The organism is Pseudorhodoferax sp. Leaf265, from assembly GCF_001422365.1.
Classification (GTDB): Bacteria; Pseudomonadota; Gammaproteobacteria; order Burkholderiales; family Burkholderiaceae_C; genus Pseudorhodoferax.
In genome coordinates this window covers 30,410-45,851 of record NZ_LMMT01000019.1, presented here as the reverse complement: position 1 = coordinate 45,851, position 15,442 = coordinate 30,410, and the positions used below count along the sequence as shown (strand labels likewise).

At 61.4% G+C, this 15,442-nt stretch carries 12 protein-coding genes; 9 read left to right on the top strand and 3 right to left on the bottom strand.

Translation table 11 applies throughout. The annotated features are described in order from the left end of the window. The 9 genes from ASF45_RS17585 (at window position 1) to ASF45_RS17545 (ending at window position 13,140) form a co-directional block, all read left to right on the top strand. Entirely contained in the window at window positions 1–1,287 is a 1,287-nt protein-coding gene (locus ASF45_RS17585) for a TRAP transporter large permease (protein ID WP_056665310.1), read from the top strand. Between the two features lie 34 nt (window positions 1,288–1,321). Then, window positions 1,322–2,338: a DctP family TRAP transporter solute-binding subunit gene (locus ASF45_RS17580; protein WP_056665308.1), complete on the top strand. Its 1,017-nt coding sequence runs from the start codon at window positions 1,322–1,324 to the stop codon at window positions 2,336–2,338. Window positions 2,339–2,437: 99 nt separating this feature from the next. Then, window positions 2,438–3,412: a 2-dehydropantoate 2-reductase gene (locus ASF45_RS17575; RefSeq protein ID WP_056665305.1), complete on the top strand. Its 975-nt coding sequence runs from the start codon at window positions 2,438–2,440 to the stop codon at window positions 3,410–3,412. 107 nt (window positions 3,413–3,519) lie between these two features. Further along, on the top strand, window positions 3,520–5,313 hold the full coding sequence (locus ASF45_RS17570; RefSeq protein WP_056665303.1) for an IlvD/Edd family dehydratase: 1,794 nt from the start codon (window positions 3,520–3,522) through the stop codon (window positions 5,311–5,313). A 103-nt stretch (window positions 5,314–5,416) separates the two neighbouring features. Next, window positions 5,417–7,492, top strand: a complete 2,076-nt coding sequence (locus ASF45_RS17565; RefSeq protein ID WP_056665300.1) for a hydantoinase/oxoprolinase family protein — start codon at window positions 5,417–5,419, stop codon at window positions 7,490–7,492. Between the two features lie 49 nt (window positions 7,493–7,541). Then, a complete protein-coding gene (locus ASF45_RS17560; RefSeq protein WP_200932171.1) occupies window positions 7,542–9,308 on the top strand; it encodes a hydantoinase B/oxoprolinase family protein in 1,767 nt (588 codons plus the stop codon). Between the two features lie 57 nt (window positions 9,309–9,365). Next, a complete protein-coding gene (locus ASF45_RS17555) occupies window positions 9,366–10,814 on the top strand; it encodes an FAD-binding oxidoreductase (protein ID WP_063887708.1) in 1,449 nt (482 codons plus the stop codon). 188 nt (window positions 10,815–11,002) lie between these two features. Next, window positions 11,003–11,920: a fumarylacetoacetate hydrolase family protein gene (locus ASF45_RS17550; protein WP_056665296.1), complete on the top strand. Its 918-nt coding sequence runs from the start codon at window positions 11,003–11,005 to the stop codon at window positions 11,918–11,920. A gap of 158 nt (window positions 11,921–12,078) precedes the next feature. Continuing rightward, window positions 12,079–13,140, top strand: coding sequence for a tartrate dehydrogenase (locus tag ASF45_RS17545; RefSeq protein WP_056665294.1), 1,062 nt, complete (start codon window positions 12,079–12,081; stop codon window positions 13,138–13,140). Between the two features lie 98 nt (window positions 13,141–13,238). Here ASF45_RS17545 and ASF45_RS17540 read toward each other — a convergent pair whose 3' ends face one another. The 3 genes from ASF45_RS17540 to ASF45_RS17530 are packed head-to-tail and all read right to left on the bottom strand — an operon-like array spanning window position 13,239 to window position 15,384. Next, entirely contained in the window at window positions 13,239–13,802 is a 564-nt protein-coding gene (locus ASF45_RS17540) for a VOC family protein (RefSeq protein ID WP_056665292.1), read from the bottom strand. A 14-nt stretch (window positions 13,803–13,816) separates the two neighbouring features. Next, window positions 13,817–14,806, bottom strand: coding sequence for a zinc-dependent alcohol dehydrogenase family protein (locus ASF45_RS17535; protein WP_056665290.1), 990 nt, complete (start codon window positions 14,804–14,806; stop codon window positions 13,817–13,819). Further along, the gene (locus tag ASF45_RS17530; protein ID WP_056665288.1) at window positions 14,806–15,384 is read right to left on the bottom strand and encodes an amino acid synthesis family protein; all 579 of its coding nucleotides are present in this window, start codon (window positions 15,382–15,384) and stop codon (window positions 14,806–14,808) included. The genes ASF45_RS17535 and ASF45_RS17530 overlap by 1 nt, the downstream gene beginning before the upstream one ends. Window positions 15,385–15,442 lie beyond the last annotated feature (58 nt).

Genomic DNA, 15,442 nt, shown 5'->3' with positions numbered 1-15,442 from the left:
ATGAGCCTCATCCTTTCACTGACCTTCGTCGCGTTGATGGCGCTGGGCGTGCCCATCGCCTTCGCCATGCTGATTGGGGGATTTGTTGCCATCCTTTGGCAGCCGGACTTGCCCGGCTTGGTGGTCGTCCAGAACATGTTCGGTGCCATTGACAGCTTCCCGCTGATGGCCATCCCGTTCTTCATCTTGGCGGCAGAGATCATGTCCGGCGGCGCGATGACGGACGTACTGCTGAAGTTCGCCGCGCGCCTTGTAGGAAACCGTCGCGGCGGCTTGGGTCACGCCAACGTGTTGACTTCGGTCATCTTCTCGGGCATCAGCGGCTCAGCACTGGCAGATGCAGCCGGCCCGGGCGCGATCCTGATCAAGATGATGAAAAAGGCCGGCTACAGCGAGTCGTACGCAGCGGCGCTTACCGCTTGCTCCGCCATCGTGGGGCCCGTCATCCCGCCGTCCATCATCATGATCGTCTATGCGATGACCGACACAAGCGTGACGATCTCAGGCTTGTTCATGGCTGGCATCGTCCCAGGTCTGTTGATCGCAGCGGCGATTGCGGCCGTGAACCAGATCATCAGCACCCGTCGCAACTATCGAAGCACGTTGGTGAACGACGGGACATCGACCCTCCGACTTTTCCTCAACTCGGTGCCTGCGTTGATGCTCCCGGTCATCATCCTTGGTGGCATTCACTCTGGGGTCTTCACGCCAACCGAGGCATCCGCCGCCGCGGTGCTGTACGCGCTCATCGTTGGGCGCTTCGTGTACCGGACGTTGCGCTTCGACATGCTGCCCAGCATGATCTTCCGAACGGCGCTCATGACGGCTTCGATCTTGCTGATCGTTGCCACCTCGGCAGTGTTCGCATGGGTTCTCACCATCAGCCAGATCCCCCAAGACGTCGCTGCATGGATCGCCCAGTTCCACCTTTCGCCGCTTGCACTGCTGATCGCCATCAACGTCCTACTGCTTCTGGTCGGCATATTCATTGAGCCGCTGCCGGGCATCATGATCACCGTGCCGATCCTGTCTCCCATGGTAGATGCCGCTGGGATCGAGCCACTACAGATGGCCATCGTCTGCATCATCAACTTGACGATTGGAATGGTCACTCCACCTGTTGGAAGCCTGCTGTTCGTGACCTCATCGGTGTCTGGCGTCAAGATGGGGCCGATGACCCGCGAGGCCATGCCCATCTTTGGCGCGCTCATGGTGGTTCTTGCCATGCTCACATTCTTCCCAGGTCTCTCCACCTGGCTGCCGGGTCTCATGGGCTACACCCACTGACCGTTCTCAATCCCCCACCGAAAGGAACGTTGAAATGAAAGTCGCCTACGCCATGCGTGCCGTGCTCTGTACGGCAATGTTGTCCGCCTTCGCGTCCTTCCCCGCGCAAGCAGAGAAGATCATCCGATACGCGCATTTCCATCCCGCCAAGATGGAAATGTCAAACCACGCCGCCGCTGTCGCATTCAAAGAGCACGTCGAGAAGAAGACCAATGGCTCATTGAAGGTGCAGATCTACCCGGCGGGTCAGCTCGGCACTGCACAGCAGATCATGGAGGGGCTGCGACTGGGCAGCGTGCAGTACGCCACGGTGCACGAGGGAGGAATCTCCAGCATCTACAAGAACTTCAACATCTTTGGAATGCCGTTTGTCTTCGACAGCCATGCCCATGCGTACAAAGTGTTGGACGGCGAGTTCGGTAAGGCGCTGGGAGATGACTTCCTAAAGAAGACGGGAATCCGGCTGGAAGGATTTGCTGACAATGGCTTGCGTCACTTCACCAACTCCAAGCGCCCAATCAAGACACCAGAAGACTTGAAAGGTCTCAAGATCCGTGTTCAACCCAGTCCCGTTTTCATCGAGATGATCAACGCGTTCGGCGCCAGTCCCACCGCCATCGATTGGAGTGAAACCCCGACGGCGCTCGCGCAGGGAACGGCCGATGGTCAAGAGAACGCGGTCATGACGATCCTTTCGGCCAGCCTGTACCAATCCCAGAAACACGTTACGCTGGACGGCCATGTGTACGGCCAGTTCGCCTACTTGGTCAACGATCGGTTCTACAAGGGTTTGACGCCAGTCGAGAAGGCGGCGCTGGATGAGGGCAGCCAGATCGCCATCAAGATCCACCGGGACATCGCCCGCGAGCTGGACATGTCTGCGAAAGAGGTGCTGTCGAGCAAAGGGATGACAGTGACCGAGCTCACGCCGGCTGAGATCGATCGGTTCCGCGCGGTGGCCCAACCTCCGGTGCGCAAGTACCTGGAAACCTCGGTCAGCAAAGAGTGGACTGACAAGTTGATCAAGGCTGCCGAAGCTGCACGGCACTGAACAAATCTGTCACGTCGCGGCCGCTGCATCAGCGGCCCCACCAGGAAGTTCTTCACGGACACCTCCAGTTTGGTGCGCACGAGGCTACATGGAGTTGGTATGAAGGTAACCATCTACGGCGTTGGTGCCATCGGCGGATGGCTGGGCGCCCTGCTTGCAGAATCTGGCGCGGAGGTGAGCGCGGTGGCGCGCGGTCGCACGCTACAGGTGCTGCAGCATGAAGGGCTGACGCTCAACCAAGAGGGGCGGACCGTGCGCGTGCGGGTCAACGCCACAGACGATCCAGCGAACCTTGGTGCCCAAGACCTGGTCGTGATCGCTGTAAAGGCCCCCTCGCTGTTGGACGTTGCTCGATCCCTTGGATCCCTAGTTGGCGCTGACACCATGGTGCTTACCGCTATGAACGGCCTGCCATGGTGGTTCTTTCAAGGCATCAAGGGTCCGCTTGCGCGGACGGGACTGCAGTCCGTAGATCCTGGTGGACTCATCGCGAACGCGATTCCCATGGAGCACGTGATCGGATGCGTCGTCCATGCAAGCTGCCAGCTCGATGCGCCCGGTGTCGTAAGGCACCATGCCGGCAAGGCGCTGTACATCGGCGAACCGACCGGAGGCGTGTCGCAAAGGGTCGAGAGACTTGGAGAGGTCTTGCAGCGAGCAGGGTGTGAAACCCACCTGTCGGCTTTCATCCAGTCGCCGACTTGGTACAAGTTGTGGGGGAACCTGACCATCAACCCCATCAGCGCGCTCACCGGCGCCACCATCGATCGCATCATCGGCGACGAGCTCGTCTGGCGCTTTGCCGCGAGCGTCATGGAAGAAGCCAAGCGAGTGGGCGCCCGTCTCGGCATCGAGATCAAAGAAACGCCGCAGGACCGCCATGACCTGCTCAGATCACTTGGGGCGTTCAAGAGCTCCATGTTGCAAGACGTTGAGGCGAGGCGGCCTCTGGAGATCGACGCGTTGGTGACATCGGTCACCGAGGTGGCGCGCCTCGTGGATGAGCCGACGCCATTCGTGGACGCGATGCTTGGACTGGTCCGGTTGCAGTCCCGGGAGCGCGGACTTTACTGAGCGCGCGTGCACGCCCACCTACCTGCGGCCAACTCCAGGCTCCCACCGTAAGCGGCGCCCGCCTTGCCCTATCCAACTCAGACACGATACAGATGAAAGAGTGTTCAATGAACGCGAACGATTCGTCCAAACCGCTACGGTCCCGTCAATGGTTCGACAACCAACACAATCCCGGGATGACCGCGCTCTACTTGGAGCGGCAGTTCAACTTCGGCTTCACTCGCGCTGAACTTCGCTCGGGAAGACCAATCATCGGCATAGCGCAAACCGGCTCCGACATCGCGCCTTGCAACCGCCACCATCTTGAGCTCGCAAAGCGGGTGCGCGACGGAATCATTGCCTCTGGAGGCGTACCTTTTGAGTTTCCGGTGCACCCGATTCAGGAGACGCTGAAGCGGCCGACCGCGGGGCTGGACCGCAATCTGCAGTACCTGACCCTGGTCGAGATTCTTCATGGCTATCCCATCGACGGCGTTGTGCTGTTGGGCGGATGCGACAAGACGACGCCCGCCCTGCTCATGGGTGCCGCGACCGTTGACATACCGGCGATCTTGCTCAATGGGGGGCCGATGCTCAACGGTTGGAATGGGGAGAAGCGGGTCGGCTCAGGGGTCGTCCTTTGGGAAGCCCGCAAAGATCACGCGGCCGGCGCCATCGACTATCGGCAGTTCATCGACATTGTCTCTGAGGCAGCGCCGTCAGTGGGCCACTGCAACACCATGGGCACTGCTTCGACAATGAACGCGCTGGCTGAGGCGCTTGGCATGAGCTTGCCGGGCAGCGCTGCCATTCCTGCACCGTACAGGCAACGGGCGCAAAGCGCCTACGACACCGGATGTCGCATCGTCGACATGGTCCGCGAGGACCTCAAACCCTCCGACATCATGAACCGCCAGGCGTTTGAGAACGCCATCGTCGTCAACTCTGCGATCGGCGGTTCCACCAACGCACCCGTTCATCTGACGGCGCTGGCACGTCATCTCGGAGTGGATCTGCCGCTGCGCGAATGGCAGAGGATCGGCTATGGGGTGCCGCTTCTGGTCAATTTGCAACCGACGGGTGAGTATCTTTGCGAGGACTACTACCGCGCTGGGGGTCTACTTGCTGTCATGCAACAGCTGCTGGAAGGCGGGCTTCTGCATGCCGACTTGATCACCGCAAACGGTCGAACGGTGCGCGAGAACTTGGAAGGCGCGGCGATCCTCAACGATCAGGTCATTCGTCCGCTGGCGGATCCGCTGATCACCAATGCTGGCTTCCTTGTAATGCAAGGAAACCTGTTCGACTCAGCCATCCTAAAGACCAGTGGCATCTCTGAGGAGTTCCGCGGTCGCTATCTGAGCAACGCTGAGGACCCCATGGCTTTCGTGGTGCGGGCGATCGTGTTCGACGGCCCTGAGGACTACCATGCGCGTATCGAAGACCCGGACCTGGGCGCAGACGAACACTGCGCCCTTGTGATGCGCGGCGCTGGCCCGGTGGGGTATCCCGGTTCCGCTGAAGTCGTCAACATGCAGCCACCCGCTGCGCTGCTGAAGCGTGGGATCACATCCCTGCCATGTTTAGGCGACGGGCGGCAATCTGGTACGTCAGGATCTCCATCCATCCTCAACGCGTCGCCAGAAGCGGCCGCAGGCGGCAACCTGGCGTTGTTGCGAAGCGGGGACAAACTCCGTATCGACTTTAACGTGTGCCGTGTCGACGTCCTGCTAACGGACGCCGAGATGCAAGCGCGCCGGGCACACTTGGACGCGGCCGGCGGTTATCCCGTTCCACAGAGTCAAACGCCGTGGCAGGAAATTCAGCGAGGTGCGATGTCTCAGTTGGATGCGGGCATGGTCCTTGAGCCCGCGGTTCGGTACCAGCGCATCGCCAAGCAACTGCCCCGCGACAACCATTGAAGTAGACCGCCGGGGCGCGGGAATCCAGACGCTGCGCGAGATCGACCGCAATCAGGACTGCGGGCCTAGTTTTGTTTGAAATCAGTTGGCAAGAGAGATACATATGTTGGCTTCTCCTTTTCGCATTGGTGTGGACATCGGAGGGACATTCACTGACCTGGTGTTGGTGGACAGTCGCAGCGAGATTCGCCCGTTCAAGGTTCCTTCGGTTCGTGCCAATCCGGCGGACGGCGTTCTCGCAGCGGTAGAGAAAGCGGCCGAGTACGTTGGCTGCAGCGTGGGGAAGCTCCTTGCGGACACCGAGCTCTTCGTTCACGGATCGACCGTGGCGACCAACACGCTCCTTGAAGGAAAGGGCGCCAAGGTTGGCCTGCTGGTCACGGAAGGATTTCGAGATTCGCTCGAGTTCCGAAGAGGTATCCGTGAGGACGTTTGGGATCACAGGAAGCCCAACCCGCCCGTGTTGGTGCCCCGGTACCTTCGCTTGCCGGTCGGAGGCCGTCTGGAAGCGGACGGCTCGGAGCGGACGGCGTTCGACCGAGATGGGGTGCTGCGCGCCGCGAAGGTGTTCCAGGAGGAGGGTGTGGCTGCAGTGGCCATCTGTTTCATGCATTCTTACGCCAACCCTGCGCACGAGCAGGCGGCGAAGGAAGAACTGCAAGCACTGCTTCCGAACGTCTGGATCACCTTGTCCTCCGACGTCGCACCTGTGGTCGGCGAGTACGAGCGCTGCATGACGACGGTGGTGAACGCCTATGTCGCGCCACGCGTCGTGCCATACCTCAGCAGCTTGAGCAACAACCTGAAGGAGCGAGGCCTGAAGCGCGAACTTCTGATGGTCCAGTCCAACGGCGGTGCCATCAGCATCGATGCTGTCTCAAGTTCACCTGTCACGTTGGTCCTATCTGGCCCGGCTGCTGGCGTAGGGTCATTGAAGTTCTACGCAGACGACATCAAGGCGGCGCAACTGGTCGCCATCGAGGTCGGTGGCACGAGCTGCGACGTGACCCTCATGGACAACGGCGCAATCTCAATGACCGACCAAGTCGTGATCGACGGGTACCACATGGCGATCCCCGCGGTTGACATCCTCACGGTCGGTGCTGGAGGCGGCACGATCGCTTCCGTCGACAGCGCGGGGATGCTGAAGGCTGGGCCGGAGGGCGCAGGCTCGACGCCCGGCCCCGCCTGCTATGGAAGAGGAGGGACTCGACCAACCGTCACGGACGCACAACTCATTCTCGGGCGCCTGAAGCCGGGCCCCTACGCGAACGGGGCCATTGTGCTGGACCTTGAGAAGGCGCGAGCCGCGGTCCAAGAGCATGTTGCGGGCCCTCTGGGGATTAGCGTCGAAGAAGGGGCGGCCGGCATCATCCAGCTGGTCGAGCAACACATTCAGCATGCGGTAGAGAAGGCGACGCTGGAACGTGGCTACAACCCACGAAACTTCACGATGGTTGCCGCAGGGGGGGCAGGTCCACTCCACGGTGCGGCCTCCGCGCGCTTGGTGGGATGCGGAGGGCTCTACGTCCCCAGGTTGGCTGGGGTGTTCTGTGCATTCGGCATGTGCAACTCGGACATCCGCCACGACTACGTCCGCAGCTGGCTCAAGAACCTCGATGCGCCCGCCGCGCAATGGGATGCTGCGCGCGAAGTGTTCCAGGCGATGGAGGCTGAGGCGGTCGCATTGCTTGCCAGCGAAGGGTTTGTCGGGAAAGACGTGAAGCTGGTTCGCCAATACGACTTGCGCTACTACGGGCAAGACCGCACGGTGGCAGTGACCACCTCAGCAATCGATCCGATCGAAGTCCGCCAAGAGTTTGAACGCGAGTACGTTCGCCTCTACGGTTACGCGCAGAACAATGGCCGAATCGAGGTCGTCAACTTGCGGGTCGCTGGCGTGGGCAAGATTCCGCCGCTGCTATCCCATGAAAACGCGCGGGTGGGTGAAGCGCCGATGCCAATCGAGTGGCGCCAAGTATGGGTTGGCAAGAAGGAAGGATTCGTGTCCGTTCCTGTCTACGACGGAAGAGGGCTTTCGAGTGGTCAGAGGCTCGCGGGGCCTGCCATCATCGAAGAGGTGACGACGACGATTGCGATCGGGGTGAACGACACATTGGAGATCACGCCCGCAGGCAATTACAGCATCAGACTCTCGTACGACGACGCATCCGCTTGATGTCGCTATCTCGTACCAACAGCTCTATTCAACATAGGAAACGGACAGAATGATGACTGCAGTCACATCCTTCAAGTGCGATCCGGTGGCGCTGGCCATTCTTCAGCGCCAGCTCAACCACATCACGTTGCAGATGGGCACGATCATGACGCGCACCGCGCGCAGCCCGATCTTTAGCCAAAGCCACGATTTCTCTTGCTTTCTAAGCGACAGACACGGCTCTACCGTGGCCCAAGCCGATGGGCTACCGATCCATTCGGGCGGCGGCGGCTTCGGTGTACGGGCAGTGCTCAGAGACTTCGGCGGCGACATTCATCCCGGCGATGTCTTTCTTTTGAGTGACCCCTACGAAGCGGGTGGCAACCACCTTCCAGATTGGAAGATGATTGAACCTGTCTTTGTCGATGGCGTGCACGTGGGCTTCTCGAGCAATCTGGCGCACCAGTCGGACATCGGCGGCGGGGCGGCCGGCACGTACAACACGGCTGCCACAGAGATCTTCCACGAAGGGATCCGATTACCAGTGCTGCGTCTGATCGAAAAGGGCAAGCGGCGCGACGACTTGTGGCGACTGCTCCTGTTGAACTCGCGCACCCCAGATCTGATGGAAGGCGACTTGGGTGCGATGCTGGGCACGACGCGTGTGGGCGCCGACCGAATGGCTTCCGTGATTGGTGAACTGGGTCTTGAGCAGGGCCTTGCCTATCTCGACGAGCTGCTGAACTACGGAGATCGCCGCATGCGTCAAGCGCTGGCGAAGATGCCGGAGGGCGTTTGGACAGGCTATGACATGAGCGACAACGACTGCTTCTCGCGGGTCGACGTTGAAACCCATGTCAAGGTGACGAAGTCGTCAGACACCATCACGTTCGACTTCACCGGCACGTCGCCCCAGATCAGAGGATTCAAGAACAGCAGCTTAGCAAACACCTATTCGTGCGTGTACGTAGCCCTGGCCTCCTTTCTCCCAGAAGATATTCCGCGCAACGAAGGCGCGTTCAGAGCGGTAAGCATCGTGGCTCCGGAGGGAACCACCGTCAACGCTATGGCGCCTGCCCCGATGACGATGAACACGATGTTTCCTGCACAAGACATCATGAACGCATGCTGGGATGCGCTGGCCAAAATCCAGCCAGAGAACGCTTGTGCAGGCTGGGGCAAGTCGTCGTACCCGGTGTCCAGTGGAAGGAACCTTGCGGGAGAAAGGTTCGTCTTGTACCACTGGCACTCAAGTCAAGGCGGGGGCGCCATCAACGGTCGTGACGGTTTCTCCATGATCAGCCACCAAACGACCCTGGGTGGACTGACGATCCCGAACGTGGAGGGGTATGAGCATGCCTACCCTATCAAGATCCACCGACAAGAGATGCGATGCGACGCCGCAGGCGCGGGTGAGTTCCGCGGAGGACCGGGTGTGGACTATGAGGTCGAGACGCTCGTCCCTGTGGAGAACAATTCGAGAGGTGAGGGACTGCACAGACAGACCGGCTGTGGCGTCAACGGTGGGGATTGGGGCGCGAAGGGCGAACTGAAGTTGATCGAAACGGCCAGTGGCCAGGCGGTCGAGTGCCCACAGTACGGGCTCATGCAACTGGGGCCATTTCGTCTGTCAATGAGCTCAGCAGCCGGTGGGGGATGGGGTTCGCCGTTTGACCGAGATCCCGACGCGGTGCTCCGGGATGTCCGCGACGGCCTCGTCTCCCCCAGCGCAGCTCTTGAAGCCTACGGCGTCGAGATCTCCAGCGATGGAAAGCGCGTGGCCTCGCTCAGGGCACGAGAGGGGCGCACTCCGCGGACGAGCTCCGCCGTAGCTTGAAGCTTGTTGTAGTCGATCCTCCCTTATGAACAGCGCTCGCGAAGCCAGCTGCAAGGTATGACACTGAAGAACACATTGACGACGTTCCTTTCGGACGTTGCGGCGATCGTTTCTCCTACCGGTATTCTGGTCGAAGAGATCGACGTAGAGCCGTACTTCACCGATTGGCGGAAGCGGTGGAAATCCCGAGCCATGGGTGTCGCATTTCCCAAAGCCACAGAACAGGTCTCCGATCTGGTTCGCCTTTGCGCTAAGAATGGGGTCGCTGTGGTCCCTCAGGGAGGCAACACCGGCTTGGTTGGGGGCGCAATCGCTCCGAGGGATCAACCCTCGTTGATCATCAACCTCTCCCGGATGAACGGGATAAGGAAGATTGATGCGTTGAACAACTCCCTGACGGTCGAAGCCGGATGCGTCCTGTCGACGCTGCGGGATGCAGCGAACGCTGCACAAAGGCAGTTTCCGTTGCTTCTTGGCAGCGTGGGAAGCTGCGAGGTCGGAGGTTTGATCGCAACCAACGCCGGTGGCACGGGTGTCCTGCGCTACGGGAACATGCGCGATCTGGTCCTGGGGCTCGAAGTGGTTCTTCCTGACGGTCGCATTTGGTCGGGGCTCAGGTCTCTGCGAAAAGACAACACAGGATACGACCTGAAGCAGCTGTTTATCGGGTCAGAAGGGAGTCTCGGAATCATCACCGCTGCTTCCTTGAAGCTGTTTCCCCGGCTGCGCAGGAGCGGAACTGCCATGGTTGCATTGCGCGATGTGGAGAGCGCCGTGGGCCTGTTGCGACTCTTCCAAGAGAGGTTAGGGAACTGTGTCGAAGCGTTCGAACTAATGTCCGCTGAACAGATACAGGTCGTCGGTGAACATCCGGCCGGTCGGCAGTCTCCCATGCCGCTGAATGCGCCTTGGTACGTGATGGTCGAGTTGGCCGAAAGCGCGGAGGACTGGAGTCCAGAGTCAAGCTTCGAGAGAGTGTTGGAAGAGGCCTTTGACAGGAAGCTGGTCGAAGACGCCGTGATCGCGCAAAGCGAAAGCCAAGCTAGCAAGATCTGGGAACTACGACACAGCACATCGGAGTCCAACGTTCACGCAGGATTCTCAATTCCGACGGACACCTCGGTGCCGGTTTCTTCACTGCCAGAGTTCCTGCGAGTGGTGACCGGTCGCTTGAACGAAGAGATCCCTGCCTGCCGTGTTGTGCATTGCGGCCATGTGGGGGATGGGAACATTCATGTGGTAGCGATTCTCGATCGCAAGCATTACGACTCATCGGACGTTCGTGAAGCGGCCGCCGCCAAAGTGAACTCGATCGCTTACGAGGCCGCTTCTCGATTTGATGGAAGCATCAGCGCTGAGCATGGCATTGGCTTCTGTCACGTTGAGGATCTTGAGCGGTTCAAGTCCGACGTGGACATCGCTTTGATGCAGATGATCAAGACCAGCATCGATCCGGAGAATGTTATGAATCCGGGGAAGGTATTGAGATCCTGCCCGACTTGCTGAACGCATCGACCCTGTTGCAGGCTTAGCCGCATTTTTGACCCGATGCTTGCGCGGGTCGAGCTTGAGTGCACAACGGCTAGGCGCCTACGCAGCTGCGTGAGATACAGAATGACCGTCAGCTCCGGCGACTCGACGGTTCGAACAGTCTTGCGCAGCACTGATTGCCTTAACTTTCTGTAGTTTTCATCATGAAACTTGTTTCTTTCAAACGTCTCCACGGATCCATGGTGCACCTGGGCGTGATTTTGGATAACGACCAGCTCTTGGATGTCACCGCGTTGGCCCAGTCGCCAGACGGCAAGGAGATTGGCACTCTGCCGCAGTCCATGGAGGCACTGATCCACGGTGGGGCAACAAGCATGGCGGCGATCAGCAGTGCTCTGAAGACTCCCGAGTCGGCCCGTTACCGTCTCTTGTTGAACGAGATCACATACGAGCCGCCGCTAAAGCCGCAGAAGAACGTGTTCTGCATCGGGCGGAACTATCGCGAACACATCATCGAAGGAAACATCGCCAACGGAAGGCCTATCGACAGCTTTCCCGAGGCAATTGAGGTTTTTACAAAGCCTCCTACTTCAGTGGTTGCGCACGGCTCGAACGTGATGCGCCATGGAAGTTTGACAATGAGCTTGGATTACGAGGTGGAACTGGGCGTCGTGATTGGAAAAGCAGGCCGAGGGATTTCGGAGAAAGACGCCTTGGATCATGTGTTTGGCTATACGGTGATCAACGACATTACTGCGCGCGACTTGCAGAAGCGTCATGGGCAATGGTTCAAGGGAAAGAGTCTTGACACGTCTTGTCCGATGGGTCCAGTGATCACGCACAAGGACGCCATCGAGAACCCGAATGCGCTGAAGCTGGGGCTTTCTGTGAATGGAGAGGAGCGTCAGGCAGCAAGCACCGAGGAAATGATCTTCACCGTCCAATCCATCATCGCCCAGCTCTCAGCGGGCATGACGCTGGAGCCAGGCGACATCATTGCGACGGGTACCCCAAAGGGCGTTGGCTTCGCTTCCAAACCTCCGCGTTGCCTCAATGTGGGCGACGTGGTCACTGCCTACGTTGAAGGCGTCGGTGAGCTTCGCAACATCGTAGTTGAGTAGGCTGCCGCATTCCTAAGCGGCTCTTTGCGCCGAAGCGGTCGCTGGCTTGATAGCTTCCGGCGCGCGGCGTCGCTGTGCCGACGAGGGCCCAGGCCCCTTGCGCAAGCCGACCCTGCGGCGGCCTGGCTCTCATATCAAAATCACTGGAAAGCAAAGCCATGAAGAAACTAAGAATTGCAGCCATACCGGGCGATGGCATCGGCAAGGAAGTCATGCCCGAAGGGCTGCGTGTTCTTCGTGCTGTTGCCGAGCGTTTCAAGTTTGCGCTCGAGATCACCGACATCGAATGGGCTAGCTGCGACTACCATTTGCGCCACGGTCAAATGATGCCGGACGACTGGAAGAGTCAGTTGCAGGGCTACGACGCCATCCTGTTTGGTGCAGTAGGTTGGCCGGATGCGGTACCCGACCACGTATCGCTCTGGGGTTCCCTGCTGAAGTTTCGCCGCGAGTTTGATCAATACATCAACCTCAGGCCAGCGCGCTTGTTCGATGGGGTGCCGTGTCCGCTGGCAGGCTGCAAACCCGGCGACATCGATTTCTACATCGTGCGCGAGAACACCGAGGGCGAGTACACCAACCTGGGCGGCACCATGTACCCCGGCACGGAGCGCGAAATCGTGATCCAGGAGTCGGTGTTCAGCCGCTTCGGTACCGACCGCGTGCTGCGGTATGCGTTCGAGCTCGCCCAGTCGCGCCCGCGCAAGCACCTGACGGTGGCGACCAAGAGCAACGGCATCGCTATCAGCATGCCGTGGTGGGATGGTCGCGCCGACGCGGTGGGCCAGGCCTTCCCCGAGGTCAAGGTCGACAAGCAGCACATCGACATCCTGACCGCGCGCTTCGTCCTGCAGCCGCAGCGCTTCGACGTGGTCGTGGCCAGCAACCTGTTCGGCGACATCCTCTCTGACCTGGGCCCGGCCTGCACCGGCACCATCGGCCTCGCGCCCTCGGCCAACCTGAACCCTGAGCGTAACTTCCCCTCGCTGTTCGAGCCCGTGCACGGCTCGGCGCCCGACATCTTCGGCCAGAACATCGCCAACCCGATAGCGATGATCTGGTCAGCCGCGCTCATGCTTGACTTTCTGGGCCTACGTGCGCCTCACGATTCGATCGTCGAGGCGATAGAGCAGGTACTCAAGGATGGGCCGCGTACCCGTGATTTGGGTGGGAAGGCGGGGACTGACGACGTGGGCAGGGCGATCGCTGCGCTGGTTTGATTGGACCCGTTTGACCCATTGGAATGCGAACGCTTCTGGAGCCCAGCTTAGTGGTGCGCCCGCAGCGCGTGAAACAACAGCCCTAAAGCGGGTTCTGTTCAGCCGCGCAGTGCCGCCTGGGCCGCGGCATTGCGCGCAGCAAAGCGGCGGCTCCACTCCTCCAAGGGCATGAAGCTGGGATCGGTGCGCACGATGCGATCGGTTTCAGCCCAGATCTCGGCATCGTCCAGGTCGATGTCCAGCGGGTCGCCGTGCGGTTGGCTCACATACCAGGGCGTGTCGAGGTAGACCTCCACCGTGTTGTCTTCCGGGTCCAGGCAGTAGATAGACAGCGCGTTGCCATGGTTGAGGCCACGCATCTTGGTCGCGCCCAGGGCGAGGGCCCGCTTACGCGCTTCGCGCAGGTGGTCGATGGTCTGCACCTTGAACGAGAGCTGCATCACGGTGCTGGGGCTGTCCGGCCCGCGGCTCGACGCCAGCGCCAGCTGGTGGTGCTGGTCGTTGCGCCCACTCAGGAACACGATGGTGAACGGGAAGGTGAAGCCCACGCCGCGGTCGGTCTCCTGCATGTCGAACACGCCGCAGTAAAAGCGCTGCATGGTCTCGACGTCACGGCAGAAGATGCCGCAGTGCGACAGGTTGGGTTGGTAGGAGGTGTCCATGGTGTCTCCGGCGTTCAGGGGTGCAGCACGATCTTGCCGAGCGTGCCGCCTTGGTCCAGCAGCTGGTGCACCTGGCGCGCCTCGGCCAGCGGAAAGCGGCTCGCGCGGGGCGCGCGCACGCGGCCTGCGGCCATCAGCGCGATGGCCTGCTCCATGAGGCCGCGGCGCAACGTGCGGTCCGCGTCCACCGCGTGGATCGAGAAGGTGCGCACCGCGAGGCTGCGGCCCAGCAGCTGGCGCAGTGTGTCGAACACGTCGGCGCTGGGCGGGCCCTGCACGATGTTGTAGGAGACGAGCATGCCCGAGGGCGCCAGCGCATGCAGGCAGGCCGTGAACAGCGCGCCGCCCAGGTGGTCGAAGGCCAGGTCCACGCCGCGGCCACCGGTCTGCGCCATCACCTGCTCGGCAATGCGCGCGGGATCGCCGTCCACCAGCACATCCACGCCGTGGGCCAGCGCGAAGGCCTGCTTCTCCGGCGTCGAGGCCGTGCCGATCACCCGCAGGCCACGCTCACGCGCCACCTGGGCTAGGGCCGTGGCCACGCCGCCGGCCGCGCCCGGAACCAGGATCGCCTGCGCCGGCGCATTGCCGTTGCTGGCCAGCAGCGCGATAGCAAGCTGGAAGTTTCCAAGGATCACGGCGTCGTCGAAAGCGATCGCATCGGGCAGCACGAACGGCGCCTCGGCCGGCACGCAGATCGCCTCGGCATAGCAGCCGCCGCGCTGTGGCAGTTCCCGCGCGCTGACCAGGACGCGCTGGCCGACGCGAGCTGCGTCCACACCGGCGCCGACGGCATCGACCGTGCCCGCCATCTCGTTGCCCGGGATGGCCGGCATCGGCGGCATCCACTTGTAGCTGCCGTTGCGGATCAGCACGTCGGGGCCGCCCGCGCCGATGGCCACGGCGCGCACGCGCACCTGGCCGGGGCCCGGTTCGGGCAAGGCCAGCGCGACCAGTTCCAGCACCTCCGGGCCACCCGGGGCCTGCAGTTGGACCGCGCGCATCAGCGTTGCCCGTCGTGCACGGCGACCTGGTCTTTCGCCAGGCCGCCCAGGCGCGCATGCACGCGCCCGCCCGTGCCCATCACCAGCGCGAACAGGATCTCGTCGGGACGCGGCGCGTCCTGGATGCCGATCTCCATGCTGTTGTAGTGGCTGCGCACATAGCAGGCATGGATGTGGTGCAGCGGCACCATGAGCCGGTAGCCCGTGGCGGCCACGGCCTTGGCGGCCGGCACGATGGCCTTGGGCTCGCCCAGCACCGCGCGCATGGCCCAACCGCCGGCCTCGTGCCAGACGGCACCATGCTCCATCTCGCCGTTCACGCCGACGATGGCGGCCTTGCTGTAGACCTCGACCTGCTCGCGGCCCAAGGTGTCGACCAGCTCTTGCGCCAGCAGCGTGCCCAGGCTGCGCAGCGCGGCCATGAAAGGCAGCAGGTCCGGCTCGTAGCGGCCCGCATACGGGTTGCGGATGACGGCGCAGGCGGCCGCCAGCTTCAGGGGCACGGCAGGCGGCGGGCCGCCCTCGTGGAAGACCGTCTCGACGGTCAGGCTGCGTTTGCGGATGGCGATCAGGGACATGAACGGGCTTTCGTCGGCGTCATTGCTCGGGGGTTCGGATCACTGGCGTGGCAACTGC